This is a genomic window from Mesorhizobium sp. BR1-1-16 (assembly GCF_020165495.1).
Lineage (GTDB): Bacteria > Pseudomonadota > Alphaproteobacteria > Rhizobiales > Kaistiaceae > Kaistia.
Window position 1 is genome coordinate 172,332 of record NZ_JAIUIE010000009.1, and the last position, 12,726, is coordinate 185,057.

Consider the following 12,726-nt stretch of genomic DNA (forward strand, 5'->3'; position numbering starts at 1 on the left):
CCGATGCGCGAATGCCGGCGCCCGAAGGCGCCGGCCCGGGTCGTCAGACACGACGACGCTTGCGCGGACGGCAGCCATTGTGAGCGATCGGCGTGACGTCGCGGATGGAGGTGATCGTGAAACCGGCGGCCTGCAGCGCGCGCAGGGCCGACTCACGGCCCGAACCCGGGCCCGAGACCTCGACTTCCAGCGTCTTCATGCCGTGCTCCGCGGCCTTCTTGCTCGCGTCCTCGGCCGCCATCTGCGCGGCGTACGGGGTCGACTTGCGCGAGCCCTTGAAGCCCATCATGCCGGCGGACGACCAGGAGATAGTATTCCCCTGCGCGTCGGTGATGGTGATCATGGTGTTGTTGAACGTCGAATTCACATGCGCGACGCCGGAGGAAATGTTCTTGCGCTCGCGGCGGCGAATGCGCGTCGTGTCCTTAGCCATTCTCTATCCTTAGGTTCGATCTCGACACCGCCGTAATGCCGGCGGCTCCACCGGGGGCCTAGCGCCCCAATCTCGTGTCTTACTTCTTCTTGCCGGCGATCGGCTTGGCCGGACCCTTGCGGGTGCGCGCATTGGTATGCGTGCGCTGGCCACGAACCGGCAGGCCACGACGGTGACGCAGGCCGCGATAGCAGCCAAGGTCCATCAGGCGCTTGATGTTCATCGCCACTTCACGGCGCAGGTCGCCCTCGACAACGTAGTCGCGATCGATGGCCTCGCGGATTTGCAGCACTTCCGCGTCCGAAAGCTCGTTGACGCGGCGCGACGGGTCGATGTTGACCTTCGTCACGATATCCTGCGCATGCTTCGCGCCAATGCCGTGGATATACTGAAGCGCGATAACCACGCGCTTGTTCGTCGGAATATTAACGCCTGCGATACGGGCCATTGCCGTCTCCATGTCGGCCGCATCCTAAGGATGCAGCGGTTATGTCCGCGTCCGGTGGAGGCCGGCCCATGCGAACGAAATCGTCATAAGCAAGCGGCGCCGCCCCTGAAACCGGGGACGTCGCCACCCAATAAGTTAAGAGGCGCGACCCTTATCGGCTCGCGACCACTTCGTCAAGAGGCGCGACGACTTTTTCAATGTCGCCCCAGACTTCGTCAATCGGACGCATACCATCGATCTCGACCAGCCGCCCGCGCGCTCTGTAATAAGGCGCGATTGCCGCCGTATCGCGCTCATAGGCTGCCAGCCTGGTCTTGAAGACCTCCGGATCGTCGTCCTTCCGAACCGGCTCGCCCCGCGCCTTGGTTTCATCCGCGCGCTTCACGATCCGGTCGATCAGCTTCGAGTGGTCAACCACCAGCTCGACAACGAGGTCAAGCTTCAAGCCCTTACTGGCCAACATGGCCTCAAGCGCATCCGCCTGCGCGATCGTGCGCGGGAAGCCGTCGAGAATGAAACCCTTCCGGGCATCCGGCTGCTCGATCCTGTCGGCGACGATTCCGATGACGACATCGTCCGAAACGAGATTGCCAGCGTCCATGATCGCCTTGGCCCGAACGCCGATCGGCGTTCCAGACGCGACAGCGGCGCGCAACATGTCGCCAGTAGAAAGCTGAGGGATTCCGTATTGCTTCACGAGACGAGCAGACTGCGTGCCCTTACCAGCCCCCGGTGGTCCGAGCAGGATCAATCTCATCGCCTCTTCCCCTTCAGTTTCGACTTCTTGACGAGCCCTTCATATTGATGCGCAAGCAGATGGCCCTGCACCTGCGACACGGTGTCCATCGTCACATTGACGACGATCAGCAGCGAGGTGCCGCCGAAATAGAAGGGCACATGGGTCGCCGAGATCAGGAACTCCGGCAGCAGACAGACGATCACCAGATAGATCGCGCCGAGCAGCGTGATTCGGGTCAGCACATAGTCGATATATTCAGCCGTGCGCTGGCCGGGACGGATACCCGGGATGAAGCCGCCATGCTTCTTCAGATTGTCGGCCGTGTCGGTCGGATTGAACACGATCGCCGTGTAGAAGAACGCGAAGAACACGATCATGGCGGCGTAAAGCGCCATATAGAGGATCGTGCCGTGTCCGAGCAGCGCGACCACGCCGTTGAACCAGCCCGGCCCCTTGCCCTGCGAGAAATTGGCGATCGTGGCCGGCAGCAGCAGCAACGAAGAGGCGAAGATTGGCGGAATGACGCCCGACGTGTTCAGCTTCAGCGGCAGATGCGACGACTCACCCTGGAACATCCGGTTGCCAACCTGGCGCTTCGGATACTGGATGATCAGGCGGCGCTGGGCGCGCTCCATGAACACAATGAACAGGATCGCAGCGACGGCGACGACGGTCACCAGCAGGATGACCCAGACCGGCATAGCGCCCTGGCGAGACAGTTCAAGCATGCCGGCGAGCGCATGCGGCAGGTTCGCGACGATGCCGGCGAAGATGATCAGCGAGATACCGTTGCCGATACCGCGCGACGTGATCTGCTCGCCGAGCCACATCAGGAACATCGTGCCGCCCGTCAGGGTCAGCACCGCCGTGATCCGGAAGAACAGGCCGGGATCGATGACGATATTGGTACCGCCCTCAAGGCCGACCGAAATACCATAGGCCTGGACGACCGCCAGCAGCACCGTGCCATAGCGCGTGTACTGGTTGATGATCTTGCGACCCGCCTCGCCTTCCTTCTTCAGGGCGTCGAGCGACGGGATGATCGACGTCATCAGCTGGATGATGATCGACGCCGAGATATACGGCATGATTCCGAGCGCAAAGATCGCCATGCGTCCGACGGCACCGCCGGAGAACATGTTGAACAGGCCCAAAATGCCGGACTGCTGATTGTTGAAGGCGCTCGCCAGCGCTTCCGGATTGATGCCCGGCAGCGGGATATACGTCCCGAGGCGATAGACGATCAGCGCGCCGAGCGTAAACCAGATGCGCTTCTTGAGAGCATCGGCCTTGGCGAACGCGCCAAAATTGAGGTTGGCCGCAAGTTGTTCAGCCGCAGATGCCATTCGCCGCTCCGATCGGACCCGCAGGACGGGATCCTATGTCCATCGAGGGACATAAACTGGGCTTTCGGAGACGCCGCATCAAGCGGCGTCCCGACGATAGGTGCGATATGTCTCAGGTCGCCGCGGCGGCGTCCTCGACCTTCTTCGCCACGAGCACCTTCACGGTGCCGCCAGCCTTCTCGATCGCCTCGAGCGCCGGCTTCGACGCGCCGGCGATCTCGAAGGTCACCGCAGTGGTGAGCTCGCCATTGCCGAGGACGCGAACGCCATCCTTGACGCGGCGAATGACGCCGGCTTCCTTCAGCGCTTCCGCGGTGACGGCCTTCGAGGCGTCCAGCTTGCCCGCCGCAATGGCGGTCTGGATGCGGCCGAGACCGACCTCGTTGAAGTCGAGCGCGAAGATGTTGTTGAAACCGCGCTTCGGCAGGCGCCGATGCAGCGGCATCTGGCCACCCTCGAAGCCCTTGATGGCGACGCCGGTACGGGACTTCTGGCCCTTGACGCCGCGTCCGCCCGTCTTGCCCTTGCCGGAGCCGATGCCACGGCCGACGCGAATGCGCGACTTGTGGGCGCCCGGATTGTCGTTGATCTCGTTGAGCTTCATCGGACTGGTCCTTCTATGGCTCAGGTCTCGTCCACAACGCGGACGAGGTGAGCCACCTTGGCGATCATGCCGCGAACCGCAGGCGTGTCCTGCAGCGTCGAACGGCGACGGATCCGGTTGAGGCCGAGGCCGATCAGCGTCGCGCGCTGTTCGGCCGGCCGGCGAATGGGGCTACCGGTCTGCTCGACGATCAGCGTCTTGGCAGCCGCGCCTTCGGTCTTCTTGGCCATCGGTCAGTTCCTCGAATGGTGGCGGCTATCAGGCTTCGGCGGCCGCTTCGGCGTCACCGCCGCGGCGGGACTGAAGCACCGAAACCTTGATACCGCGGCGCGATGCCACGCTGCGCGGGCTGTCTTCAGCCGCAAGCGCGGCGAAGGTGGCACGCACCATGTTGTAAGGGTTCGACGAACCCATCGACTTGGCGACGACGTCCTGGACGCCGAGCGTCTCGAACACTGCACGCATCGGGCCGCCGGCGATGATGCCGGTGCCGGGAGGGGCAGCGCGCAGGAACACGCGGCCAGCGCCATGACGGCCGAACACGTCATGATGCAGCGTGCGGCCGTCGCGCAGCGGAACGCGAACCAGTGCCCGCTTTGCCGCCTCTGTCGCCTTGCGGATCGCTTCCGGCACTTCGCGTGCCTTGCCGTGTCCGAAGCCGACGCGGCCCTTCTGGTCGCCGACGACGACAAGGGCTGCAAAGCCGAACCGCCGGCCGCCCTTCACCACCTTCGCGACGCGATTGATGTGAACGAGCTTGTCGACGAATTCGCTGTCGCGCTCTTCCCGCTGCTCTCTGGCCATCGAAATCCCAATCGTCCTGTTGTTCCGTTAGACGCGCGTCAGGGGCGCATCAGAAATCGAGGCCGCCCTCGCGTGCCCCGTCGGCCAGCGCCTTGACGCGGCCGTGGAAAAGATATGACCCGCGATCGAACACGACCGCCGTCACGCCGGCAGCCTTCGCCCGCTCGGCGACCAGCTTGCCGACCGCCTCGGCCGCAGCCTTGTCGGCTCCGGTCTTCAGCGAGCCGCGCAGGTCCTTTTCGAGGGTCGAAGCAGCCGCAAGCGTGCGGCCTTCGGCATCGTCGATCACCTGGGCGTAGATATGCTCCGACGAGCGGTGCACGCTGAGGCGCGGACGCCCCGATGCGACCTTGCGGAGCGCACGGCGGACACGCGCTGCGCGCCGGTCCTTCTGAGTGTTGGCCATGACGGTCTCCGTTACTTCTTCTTGCCTTCCTTGCGGAAGATTGTTTCGGTCGCATATTTCACGCCCTTGCCCTTGTAAGGCTCGGGACCGCGGAAGTCGCGGATTTCTGCGGCGACCTGACCGACCCGCTGCCGGTCCATACCCGAGACAAGAATCTCGGTCGGCCTGGCGCACTGAATCGTGATCCCCGCGGGGATCGGATAGACTACGTCGTGGCTATATCCAAGCGCCAGTTGCAGGTTTGTCCCCTGAACCGCCGCACGATAGCCAACGCCGTTGATCTCGAGCTTCTTGGAGAAGCCGTCGGTCACGCCCTTCATCAGGTTCGCGATCATCGTCCGCGACATGCCCCAGGCGGCGCGAGCCGGCTTGGAACCGTCACGCGGCGAGACCTGGATACCATCGTCCGTCATTTCAACAGAGACGTGGTCCGTGAAGTCGAAGGAGAGTTCCCCCTTCGGCCCCTTCACGGAGACCGTCTGGCCGTTGATGGTGGTCGTGACGCCCTTCGGCACCGCCACCGGCTTCTTACCAATACGAGACATCAGACCAATCCGTCCGGTTCGTGTTGCGCCAAGGCCAGATCAGAATACCTGGCAGAGAACTTCTCCGCCGACATTCTGTTCACGGGCATCTGCATCCGACATGACGCCCTTTGGCGTCGACAGGATGGAGACACCGAGGCCGTTCTTGACGCGCGGGATGCTCTTCACAGAGGCATAGACGCGGCGACCCGGCTTCGAGACACGCTCGATCGTGCGGATCACCGGCTCGCCGTCGAAATACTTCAGCTCGATCTCGAGCTCAGCCTTGCCATCGCCATGATCCACGGCGGCGAAGCCACGGATATAGCCTTCCTGCTGCAAGACCTCGAGAACGTTCTCGCGCAGCTTCGAGGACGGCGTCGAAACCTTCGACTGCCGGCGCAGCTGTGCGTTACGAATCCGGGTGAGCATATCACCCAAAGGATCGGTCATCGTCATCGGACCGTGCTCCCTACCAGCTCGACTTGACCAGGCCCGGGATAAGACCCAGCGACCCAAGTTCGCGCAAAGCGATACGCGACATCATCAGCTTGCGATAGACGCCGCGCGGGCGCCCCGTGACCGCGCACCGATTACGGATGCGGGTCGGCGAGGAATTGCGCGGAAGCTCCGCCAGCTTGAGGCGCGCCTGGAAGCGCTCCTCCAGCGGCAGGCTCTCGTCATTGGCGACAGCCTTCAGCCTGTTGCGGCGGTTGGCGTACTGCTTCGCCAGATCCCGACGCCGGTTGTTCTTCTCGATGGAGCTCTTCTTAGCCATCTCGTCCTATCCTTTCCCGGCGACTTACTGGCGGAACGGGAAGTTGAGCGCCTTCAGAAGGGCGCGGGCTTCCTCATCCGTCTTGGCCGTGGTGCAGACGATGACGTCCATGCCCCAGACCTGGTCGACCTTGTCGTAGTTGATCTCCGGGAAAATGATGTGCTCCTTGATGCCCATGGCATAGTTGCCACGGCCGTCGAAGCTCTTCGGATTGAGACCCCGGAAGTCACGAACACGCGGAAGCGCGATCGTGACCAGGCGATCGAGGAACTCGTACATCCGCGCCTTGCGCAGCGTCACCTTGCCACCGATCGGCATGAACTCGCGCACCTTGAAGGTGGCGATCGACTTGCGCGCCTTGGTGACAGCCGGCTTCTGGCCAGCGATCTGGGCGAGATCCGCGAGCGCCGTACCGACCTTCTTGGAGTCGTTCACCGCTTCGCCGATGCCCATGTTGAGCACGATCTTGTCGAGACGCGGAATCTGCATCGGATTGCCGTAGCCGAATTCGGCTGCGAGCTTCGAGCGAACCTCGTCCTCGTAGAACTTCTTGAGCCGCGGCTCGTAAGCTGCCTCAGCCATCGATCACTTCTCCCGAACGTTTTGCGACGCGTTGCTTGCGCCCGTCTTCGGATACGTTGAAACCAACCCGGGTCGGCTTGCCGTCCGTCGGGTCCGCCACGGCGATATTCGACAGGTGAATCGGCATCTCCTTGGAGATGATGCCGCCCTGCTCGCTCGCCGTCTGCTTCTGATGGCGGCGGGCGATATTGACGCCCCGCACGATCGCGCGCTCCTCGGTCGGGAACACGGTCAGCACTTCGCCGGACTTGCCCTTGTCCTTGCCGGTCAGGACGACGACGTTGTCGCCTTTCTTGATCTTGGCAGCCATCACAGCACCTCTGGCGCGAGCGAGATGATCTTCATGTGGTTCTTCGCGCGAAGTTCACGCGGAACCGGCCCGAAGATACGGGTCCCGATCGGCTCCTTCTGATTGTTGATCAGCACAGCCGCATTCTTGTCGAAGCGGATGACGCTGCCGTCGGGACGACGAATGTCCTTAGCGGTACGGACAACGACCGCCTTCATGACGTCGCCCTTCTTCACGCGACCCCGCGGGATCGCCTCTTTGATCGAGACGACAATGATGTCGCCGACCGAGGCGTATTTCCGCTTGGAACCGCCGAGAACCTTGATGCACATCACACGACGAGCGCCGGAATTATCCGCCACGTCGAGGTTAGTCTGCATCTGAATCATGACTGGCCGCCTGCTTTCTGGTCACTGCCCTCGCCTATCCGGTGAGAGCGGCGACAAACCTCTTCCGTGCGCTACTTGCCGTCCGACAATTCGGTGCCGAGCACGACCCAACGCTTGTTTTTCGAGATCGGCTTCGACTCTTCGATGAAGACCGTATCGCCGACCTTGTATGTGTTGGCCTCGTCATGGGCCTGGTACTTCTTCGACCGACGCACCGTCTTCTTCATGACGGGGTGCGTGAAGCGGCGCTCGACCAGCACGACGACAGTCTTGTCATTCGTGTCGCTGACGACGCTGCCCTGCAGAACGCGTTTTGGCATCTTCGCCTCCTCAGCTCTGGTCCGCGCCGCGCTTCTGCGCGGCGATGGTCTTGATCCTCGCGATGTCGCGGCGAACCTGCCGGACCCGCGCGGTGTTCTCGAGCTGGCCGGTCGCCCGCTGAAAGCGCAGATTGAACTGCTCCTTCTTCAGGTTTCCAAGCTCCGTGTCGAGCTGATCGGCCGTCTGCAGCCGAACGTCCTTCGCCTTCATGGCTCTATCCTCGTCCGTTCGCCGCTCAATCGGCGATGCGCTGTACGAAGCGCGTCTTGATCGGCAGCTTCGCCGCGCCGAGACGCAGCGCTTCGCGCGCGGTCTCCTCGTCGACGCCATCCACCTCAAACATGATCCGTCCCGGCTTGACCCGCGACGCCCAGTATTCCGGCGCGCCCTTGCCCTTGCCCATACGGACTTCGGTCGGCTTGGACGTGACCGGAACATCCGGGAATACCCGGATCCAGACACGGCCGGCACGCTTCATCGCGCGGGTGATCGCGCGGCGAGCCGCCTCGATCTGCCGGGCGGTGACCCGCTCCGGCTCCATCGCCTTCAGCCCGAAACCGCCGAAGTTCAGGTCGGTGCCGCCCTTGGCGACGCCGTGGATCCTGCCCTTGAACTGCTTACGGAACTTGGTGCGCTTCGGTTGCAGCATTTTCGTTCTCTCTCGGCTTCAGGTGCGGTTGCTGTCAGGCCGCGTTATCGCGACGACGACCGCTGCCCGAGCCCTGCTCGTTGCCTTCCGTCTGGCGACGCTCGGACGCCATCGGGTCATGCTCAAGGATTTCGCCCTTGAAGATCCAGACCTTGATGCCGCACGTGCCATAGGCCGTGTGCGCAGTCGCCGTGCCGTAGTCAATATCGGCACGGAGCGTGTGCAGCGGCACGCGGCCTTCGCGGTACCATTCAAGACGCGCGATCTCGGCGCCGCCGAGGCGGCCCGACGCGTTGATGCGGATGCCCTCTGCGCCAAGGCGCATGGCCGACTGCACCGAACGCTTCATCGCGCGGCGGAACGCCACGCGGCGCTCAAGTTGCTGGGCGATCGAGGCAGCCACCAGGTTCGCGTCGATTTCCGGCTTGCGGACTTCGACGATATTGATGTGAACCTCGCTATCGGTCAGCTTCGCAACGGTCTTGCGCAGCTTCTCGATATCGGCGCCCTTCTTGCCGATCACGATGCCGGGACGGGCCGAATGGATCGTCACGCGGCACTTCTTGTGCGGACGCTCGATCACGATCTTCGAGACCGCAGCCTGCTTCAGATCCTTCATCAGGACTTCGCGGATCTTCTGGTCCTCATGGAGCAAGCGGCCATATTCGCCCTTGTTGGCGAACCAGCGGCTGTCCCAGGTCCGGTTGATACCGAGGCGGAGCCCGATCGGATTGACTTTCTGGCCCATTAAGCGGCCTCCCCAGCTTCACGCACGACAATCGTCAGGTGCGAAAACGGCTTCTCGATCCGGCCAACGCGGCCACGGGCACGCGGCGACCAGCGCTTCATCACCAGCGCCTTGCCAACGAATGCCTCGGCGACGACAAGCGCGTCGACGTCGAGATCATGGTTGTTCTCGGCATTGGCGATCGCCGACTCGAGCGTCTTCTTGACGTCGCGGGCAATGCGCTTTTCGGAGAAGGTCAGGTCCGCAAGCGCGGTGCTGGCCTTCTTGCCGCGGATCAGTGCCGCGACCAGATTGAGCTTGCGCGGAGAGACACGGATCATGCGCGTGATCGCGCGCGCCTCGGTGTCCTTCAGCGCGCGTTCGCGCTTCGGCTTGCCCATCTTACTTCCTCTTCGCCTTCTTGTCGGCCGTGTGACCGTAGTAGGTTCGCGTCGGCGAGAACTCGCCGAACTTGTGACCGACCATGTCCTCGTTGACGATGACAGGAATGTGCTTCTGGCCGTTATAGACGCCGAAGGTCAGTCCCACGAACTGCGGAAGGATCGTGGAGCGACGGCTCCAGATCTTCACCACCTCGCTGCGGCCCGAAGAGCGGCTCTTCTCGGCCTTGCGCAGGAGATACCCGTCAACAAACGGGCCTTTCCAGATTGAACGAGCCACGAAAAGCCTCTCTTACTTGCCCTTGCGCAGATGACGGCTGCGCGCGATGAACTTGTCTGTCGACTTGTTGTTGCGGGTCTTTTTGCCCTTGGTCGGCTTGCCCCACGGGGTAACCGGATGACGACCGCCCGAAGTCCGGCCTTCACCACCGCCGTGCGGATGGTCGACCGGGTTCATGGCAACACCGCGGACGCTCGGACGCTTGCCGAGCCAACGGTTGCGGCCAGCCTTGCCGATCGAGATATTCGAATGGTCCGGGTTCGAAACCGCACCAACCGTAGCGACACAGGCCTGACTCACCAGGCGCTGCTCGCCCGAATTGAGACGCAGGATCGCCATGCCGCCATCGCGGCCGACATACTGCGCATAGGCACCGGCCGAGCGCGCGATCTGACCGCCCTTGCCGGGCTTCATCTCGACGTTATGAACGATCGTGCCGACCGGCATCGCGCCAAGCGGCATGCAGTTGCCCGGCTTCACGTCAGCCTGCGCCGCGGAGACAACGCTGTCGCCAACGGCCAAGCGCTGAGGCGCCAGGATGTAGCTCAGCTCGCCGTCCTCATACTTGATGAGGGCGATGAAAGCCGTGCGGTTCGGATCATATTCGATCCGCTCGACGACGGCCGTCATGTCACGCTTGCGGCGCTTGAAATCGACCAGGCGATAGGTGCGCTTGTGACCACCGCCACGACCATAAGCCGTGACGCGGCCGAGATTGTTGCGGCCGCCGCTCTGACGGAGACCAACGGTCAGACCCTTGACCGGCTTGCCGGAATAGAGCTCCGAGCGGTCGACGAGGACGAGCTGGCGCTGTCCCGGCGTGGTCGGCTTGTAATGCTTGAGAGCCATGGCTTCAGCCTATTCTTCTGCTCTAGAGACCGGTCGAGACGTCGATCGACTGGCCCTCGGCCAGCGTCACAATCGCCTTCTTCAGGTCGCTCTGCTTGCCGACGATGCCGCGGAAGCGCTTGACCTTGCCCTTGCGGATCAAGGTGTTGACGCCGGTGACCTTGACCTTGAACAGCGCCTCGACGGCGGCCTTGATCTCGGGCTTGGTCGCGCTCTTCAGAACGTTGAAGACCACCTTGCTCTGCTCGGTCGCAATCGTCGACTTTTCGCTGAGCACCGGGCTGCGGATGATGTCGTAATGGGTCGGGTTGCTCATTTGAACCGCTCCTGCAGCGCTTCGACCGCAGCCTTGGTCAGCACGAGCTTCTCGCGGCGCAGAATGTCGTAAACATTGATCCCCTGCACAGGCAGGACATCGATATGCGGAACGTTGCGCGCGGCGAGACCGAAATTCGTGTCGACCGTCGCACCGTCGATGATCAGCGCATTTGCCCAGCCGAGCTTGGCGAAACGCTCCTTGACCACCTTCGTCTTCGCAGCGTCCAGAGCGACGTCGGCGACGATCACCAGATCCTCGCTGCGGGCCTTGGACGACAGCGCATGCTTCAGCGCCAGCTGGCGGAACTTCTTGGTCAAGTCATGCGCATGGCTGCGCACCACCGGGCCGAAAGCCTTGCCGCCGCCGCGGAACTGCGGCGCAGTCTTGGCTCCGTGGCGAGCGCCGCCGGTGCCCTTCTGCTTGTACATCTTCTTGGTCGTGCCCGAGATCTCGGAACGACCCTTCGACTTGTGCGTGCCAGCCTGGCGACGAGCCAGCTGCCAGCGCACCATACGCTGCAGGATATCGCCGCGCGGCTCGAGACCGAAGATCTCGTCCGAGAGCGAGATCTCGCCAGCCGCAGCGCCGTCAAGCGTGGTGACCTTGAGGTCCATCACTCGGACTCCTTCACTTCGACCGCAGCCGCGGTGCGCGACTTGAACGCACCGGGGAACGGAACTTCCTTCGGCAGCGCGCGCTTCACAGCATCGCGCACCTCGATCCAGCCGCCCTTGGCGCCGGGAACGGCACCTTCGACCATGATCAGACCGCGCTCGGCATCCGTACGCACAACCTTGAGGTTCTGCGTGGTGACGCGAGCATCGCCCATGTGACCGGCCATCTTCTTGTTCTTGAAGACCTTGCCGGGATCCTGGCGCTGGCCGGTGGAGCCATGCACGCGGTGCGACAGCGAGTTACCATGAGTCGCACGGCCGCCGCGGAAATTATGCCGCTTCATGACGCCGGCGAAGCCCTTGCCGATCGACGTGCCCGAGACGTCGACGAACTGGCCGACGACGAAGTGCTCGGCAGTCAGCTCAGCGCCGACCTCGATCAGGTTATCCGGGCTCACACGGAACTCGGTGACCTTGCGCTTCGGCTCGACTTCGGCCTGCGCGAAATGTCCGCGCTCCGCCTTGGTCGTGTTCTTGACCTTGGCCAAGCCACTGCCGAGCTGCACCGCGGTGTAGCCGTTCTTGTCTTCCGTCCGCTGGGCGACAACCTGACAGTTGTCGAGCTTCAGCACCGTGACCGGCACCTGCTCACCCGCATCCGTATAGATGCGGGTCATGCCCACCTTCTGTACGATCAATCCAGAGCGCATCTTGTCCTCGCTCGCCTCAGAGCTTGATTTCGACGTCGACGCCAGCAGCGAGGTCGAGCTTCATCAGCGCGTCCACGGTCTGCGGGGTCGGATCGACGATGTCGAGAAGGCGCTTATGAGTGCGCATCTCGAACTGCTCGCGGCTCTTCTTGTCGATATGCGGCGACCGGTTCACGGTGAACTTCTCGATCTGAGTAGGCAGCGGCACCGGGCCAACAACCCGAGCACCCGTGCGCTTCGCCGTGTTCACAATCTCTCGCGTCGATGCATCGAGGATACGATGATCGAACGCTTTGAGCCGGATCCGGATATTCTGACCGTTCATCGATTTCTGTCCTTAAGTCACGAGGGCACGCGTTACCGCGTGCCCCGTCCGGAGCTTCGACTCTTACTTGATGATGCTTGCGACGACGCCGGCGCCGACGGTGCGGCCACCTTCGCGGATCGCGAAGCGCAGCTTCTCTTCCATGGCGATCGGCACGATCAGCGTCACTTCCATCGACACGTTGTCGCC

Annotated in this window: 26 protein-coding genes; all 26 read right to left on the minus strand. The window is 62.9% G+C overall.

Translation table 11 applies throughout. The annotated features are described in order from the left end of the window. Positions 1-43 precede the first annotated feature (43 nt). Positions 44-433 (minus strand): 30S ribosomal protein S11, encoded by a 390-nt coding sequence (rpsK, locus tag LB518_RS18450; protein WP_073057073.1) that lies wholly within the window; start codon positions 431-433, stop codon positions 44-46. A 79-nt stretch (positions 434-512) separates the two neighbouring features. Beyond that, positions 513-881, minus strand: coding sequence for a 30S ribosomal protein S13 (gene rpsM / locus LB518_RS18455; protein ID WP_224579255.1), 369 nt, complete (start codon positions 879-881; stop codon positions 513-515). 151 nt (positions 882-1,032) lie between these two features. Continuing rightward, a complete protein-coding gene (locus LB518_RS18460; protein ID WP_224579256.1) occupies positions 1,033-1,638 on the minus strand; it encodes an adenylate kinase in 606 nt (201 codons plus the stop codon). Then, the gene (secY, locus tag LB518_RS18465) at positions 1,635-2,966 is read right to left on the minus strand and encodes a preprotein translocase subunit SecY (protein ID WP_224579257.1); all 1,332 of its coding nucleotides are present in this window, start codon (positions 2,964-2,966) and stop codon (positions 1,635-1,637) included. The genes LB518_RS18460 and secY overlap by 4 nt, the downstream gene beginning before the upstream one ends. A 112-nt stretch (positions 2,967-3,078) precedes the next feature. Beyond that, complete coding sequence (gene rplO / locus LB518_RS18470) at positions 3,079-3,570, minus strand: 50S ribosomal protein L15 (RefSeq protein WP_224579258.1); 492 nt, start codon at positions 3,568-3,570, stop codon at positions 3,079-3,081. Between the two features lie 20 nt (positions 3,571-3,590). Continuing rightward, the gene (rpmD, locus tag LB518_RS18475; protein WP_224579259.1) at positions 3,591-3,800 is read right to left on the minus strand and encodes a 50S ribosomal protein L30; all 210 of its coding nucleotides are present in this window, start codon (positions 3,798-3,800) and stop codon (positions 3,591-3,593) included. A 28-nt stretch (positions 3,801-3,828) separates the two neighbouring features. Continuing rightward, positions 3,829-4,374 (minus strand): 30S ribosomal protein S5, encoded by a 546-nt coding sequence (gene rpsE / locus LB518_RS18480; RefSeq protein ID WP_224579260.1) that lies wholly within the window; start codon positions 4,372-4,374, stop codon positions 3,829-3,831. Positions 4,375-4,423: 49 nt separating this feature from the next. Continuing rightward, positions 4,424-4,780: a 50S ribosomal protein L18 gene (rplR, locus tag LB518_RS18485; protein WP_224579261.1), complete on the minus strand. Its 357-nt coding sequence runs from the start codon at positions 4,778-4,780 to the stop codon at positions 4,424-4,426. 11 nt (positions 4,781-4,791) lie between these two features. After that, positions 4,792-5,325 carry a 50S ribosomal protein L6 gene (rplF, locus tag LB518_RS18490; RefSeq protein ID WP_224579262.1) on the minus strand — a complete coding sequence of 178 codons (534 nt, stop codon included), beginning with the start codon at positions 5,323-5,325 and terminating at the stop codon, positions 4,792-4,794. Positions 5,326-5,364: 39 nt separating this feature from the next. Next, positions 5,365-5,763, minus strand: coding sequence for a 30S ribosomal protein S8 (gene rpsH, locus LB518_RS18495; RefSeq protein WP_224579263.1), 399 nt, complete (start codon positions 5,761-5,763; stop codon positions 5,365-5,367). Positions 5,764-5,776: 13 nt separating this feature from the next. Beyond that, positions 5,777-6,082, minus strand: coding sequence for a 30S ribosomal protein S14 (gene rpsN, locus LB518_RS18500; RefSeq protein ID WP_224579264.1), 306 nt, complete (start codon positions 6,080-6,082; stop codon positions 5,777-5,779). 24 nt (positions 6,083-6,106) lie between these two features. After that, complete coding sequence (rplE, locus tag LB518_RS18505) at positions 6,107-6,664, minus strand: 50S ribosomal protein L5 (RefSeq protein ID WP_073057040.1); 558 nt, start codon at positions 6,662-6,664, stop codon at positions 6,107-6,109. Beyond that, positions 6,657-6,974: a 50S ribosomal protein L24 gene (gene rplX, locus LB518_RS18510; RefSeq protein ID WP_224579265.1), complete on the minus strand. Its 318-nt coding sequence runs from the start codon at positions 6,972-6,974 to the stop codon at positions 6,657-6,659. The genes rplE and rplX overlap by 8 nt, the downstream gene beginning before the upstream one ends. Next, positions 6,974-7,342 (minus strand): 50S ribosomal protein L14, encoded by a 369-nt coding sequence (rplN, locus tag LB518_RS18515; RefSeq protein WP_029075463.1) that lies wholly within the window; start codon positions 7,340-7,342, stop codon positions 6,974-6,976. The genes rplX and rplN overlap by 1 nt, the downstream gene beginning before the upstream one ends. 71 nt (positions 7,343-7,413) lie before the next feature. After that, a complete protein-coding gene (gene rpsQ, locus LB518_RS18520; RefSeq protein ID WP_073057034.1) occupies positions 7,414-7,662 on the minus strand; it encodes a 30S ribosomal protein S17 in 249 nt (82 codons plus the stop codon). A gap of 10 nt (positions 7,663-7,672) precedes the next feature. Further along, positions 7,673-7,873, minus strand: coding sequence for a 50S ribosomal protein L29 (rpmC, locus tag LB518_RS18525; protein WP_224579266.1), 201 nt, complete (start codon positions 7,871-7,873; stop codon positions 7,673-7,675). A 25-nt stretch (positions 7,874-7,898) separates the two neighbouring features. Beyond that, a complete protein-coding gene (gene rplP / locus LB518_RS18530; protein WP_073057029.1) occupies positions 7,899-8,312 on the minus strand; it encodes a 50S ribosomal protein L16 in 414 nt (137 codons plus the stop codon). 34 nt (positions 8,313-8,346) lie between these two features. Then, positions 8,347-9,060, minus strand: a complete 714-nt coding sequence (gene rpsC, locus LB518_RS18535) for a 30S ribosomal protein S3 (protein WP_073057026.1) — start codon at positions 9,058-9,060, stop codon at positions 8,347-8,349. Beyond that, positions 9,060-9,440, minus strand: a complete 381-nt coding sequence (gene rplV, locus LB518_RS18540) for a 50S ribosomal protein L22 (RefSeq protein ID WP_224579267.1) — start codon at positions 9,438-9,440, stop codon at positions 9,060-9,062. The genes rpsC and rplV overlap by 1 nt, the downstream gene beginning before the upstream one ends. A gap of 1 nt (position 9,441) precedes the next feature. Continuing rightward, complete coding sequence (gene rpsS, locus LB518_RS18545) at positions 9,442-9,720, minus strand: 30S ribosomal protein S19 (protein WP_073057020.1); 279 nt, start codon at positions 9,718-9,720, stop codon at positions 9,442-9,444. A gap of 12 nt (positions 9,721-9,732) precedes the next feature. Then, positions 9,733-10,569: a 50S ribosomal protein L2 gene (rplB, locus tag LB518_RS18550; RefSeq protein WP_224579268.1), complete on the minus strand. Its 837-nt coding sequence runs from the start codon at positions 10,567-10,569 to the stop codon at positions 9,733-9,735. A gap of 22 nt (positions 10,570-10,591) precedes the next feature. Beyond that, a complete protein-coding gene (locus tag LB518_RS18555; protein WP_224579269.1) occupies positions 10,592-10,885 on the minus strand; it encodes a 50S ribosomal protein L23 in 294 nt (97 codons plus the stop codon). Beyond that, positions 10,882-11,502, minus strand: coding sequence for a 50S ribosomal protein L4 (gene rplD / locus LB518_RS18560; protein ID WP_224579270.1), 621 nt, complete (start codon positions 11,500-11,502; stop codon positions 10,882-10,884). Before rplD ends, LB518_RS18555 begins: the two co-directional genes overlap by 4 nt. Further along, positions 11,502-12,212: a 50S ribosomal protein L3 gene (rplC, locus tag LB518_RS18565; protein ID WP_224579271.1), complete on the minus strand. Its 711-nt coding sequence runs from the start codon at positions 12,210-12,212 to the stop codon at positions 11,502-11,504. The genes rplD and rplC overlap by 1 nt, the downstream gene beginning before the upstream one ends. A 16-nt stretch (positions 12,213-12,228) precedes the next feature. Then, positions 12,229-12,537: a 30S ribosomal protein S10 gene (rpsJ, locus tag LB518_RS18570; RefSeq protein WP_018184903.1), complete on the minus strand. Its 309-nt coding sequence runs from the start codon at positions 12,535-12,537 to the stop codon at positions 12,229-12,231. A 63-nt stretch (positions 12,538-12,600) separates the two neighbouring features. Then, positions 12,601-12,726 (minus strand): EF-Tu C-terminal domain-related protein (locus LB518_RS18575; RefSeq protein WP_224579275.1); only part of this gene is annotated, 126 nt, incomplete at its 5' end.

Excerpts from the sequence above, each read along its gene's own strand:
- rpsK (WP_073057073.1), bottom strand. The coding sequence starts at position 433 with ATGGCTAAGGACACGACGCGCATTCGCCGCCGCGAGCGCAAGAACATT.
- rpsM (WP_224579255.1), bottom strand. The coding sequence starts at position 881 with ATGGCCCGTATCGCAGGCGTTAATATTCCGACGAACAAGCGCGTGGTT.
- LB518_RS18460 (WP_224579256.1), bottom strand. The coding sequence starts at position 1,638 with ATGAGATTGATCCTGCTCGGACCACCGGGGGCTGGTAAGGGCACGCAG.
- secY (WP_224579257.1), bottom strand. The coding sequence starts at position 2,966 with ATGGCATCTGCGGCTGAACAACTTGCGGCCAACCTCAATTTTGGCGCG.
- rplO (WP_224579258.1), bottom strand. The coding sequence starts at position 3,570 with ATGAAGCTCAACGAGATCAACGACAATCCGGGCGCCCACAAGTCGCGC.
- rpmD (WP_224579259.1), bottom strand. The coding sequence starts at position 3,800 with ATGGCCAAGAAGACCGAAGGCGCGGCTGCCAAGACGCTGATCGTCGAG.
- rpsE (WP_224579260.1), bottom strand. The coding sequence starts at position 4,374 with ATGGCCAGAGAGCAGCGGGAAGAGCGCGACAGCGAATTCGTCGACAAG.
- rplR (WP_224579261.1), bottom strand. The coding sequence starts at position 4,780 with ATGGCCAACACTCAGAAGGACCGGCGCGCAGCGCGTGTCCGCCGTGCG.
- rplF (WP_224579262.1), bottom strand. The coding sequence starts at position 5,325 with ATGTCTCGTATTGGTAAGAAGCCGGTGGCGGTGCCGAAGGGCGTCACG.
- rpsH (WP_224579263.1), bottom strand. The coding sequence starts at position 5,763 with ATGACGATGACCGATCCTTTGGGTGATATGCTCACCCGGATTCGTAAC.
- rpsN (WP_224579264.1), bottom strand. The coding sequence starts at position 6,082 with ATGGCTAAGAAGAGCTCCATCGAGAAGAACAACCGGCGTCGGGATCTG.
- rplE (WP_073057040.1), bottom strand. The coding sequence starts at position 6,664 with ATGGCTGAGGCAGCTTACGAGCCGCGGCTCAAGAAGTTCTACGAGGAC.
- rplX (WP_224579265.1), bottom strand. The coding sequence starts at position 6,974 with ATGGCTGCCAAGATCAAGAAAGGCGACAACGTCGTCGTCCTGACCGGC.
- rplN (WP_029075463.1), bottom strand. The coding sequence starts at position 7,342 with ATGATTCAGATGCAGACTAACCTCGACGTGGCGGATAATTCCGGCGCT.
- rpsQ (WP_073057034.1), bottom strand. The coding sequence starts at position 7,662 with ATGCCAAAACGCGTTCTGCAGGGCAGCGTCGTCAGCGACACGAATGAC.
- rpmC (WP_224579266.1), bottom strand. The coding sequence starts at position 7,873 with ATGAAGGCGAAGGACGTTCGGCTGCAGACGGCCGATCAGCTCGACACG.
- rplP (WP_073057029.1), bottom strand. The coding sequence starts at position 8,312 with ATGCTGCAACCGAAGCGCACCAAGTTCCGTAAGCAGTTCAAGGGCAGG.
- rpsC (WP_073057026.1), bottom strand. The coding sequence starts at position 9,060 with ATGGGCCAGAAAGTCAATCCGATCGGGCTCCGCCTCGGTATCAACCGG.
- rplV (WP_224579267.1), bottom strand. The coding sequence starts at position 9,440 with ATGGGCAAGCCGAAGCGCGAACGCGCGCTGAAGGACACCGAGGCGCGC.
- rplB (WP_224579268.1), bottom strand. The coding sequence starts at position 10,569 with ATGGCTCTCAAGCATTACAAGCCGACCACGCCGGGACAGCGCCAGCTC.
- LB518_RS18555 (WP_224579269.1), bottom strand. The coding sequence starts at position 10,885 with ATGAGCAACCCGACCCATTACGACATCATCCGCAGCCCGGTGCTCAGC.
- rplD (WP_224579270.1), bottom strand. The coding sequence starts at position 11,502 with ATGGACCTCAAGGTCACCACGCTTGACGGCGCTGCGGCTGGCGAGATC.
- rplC (WP_224579271.1), bottom strand. The coding sequence starts at position 12,212 with ATGCGCTCTGGATTGATCGTACAGAAGGTGGGCATGACCCGCATCTAT.
- rpsJ (WP_018184903.1), bottom strand. The coding sequence starts at position 12,537 with ATGAACGGTCAGAATATCCGGATCCGGCTCAAAGCGTTCGATCATCGT.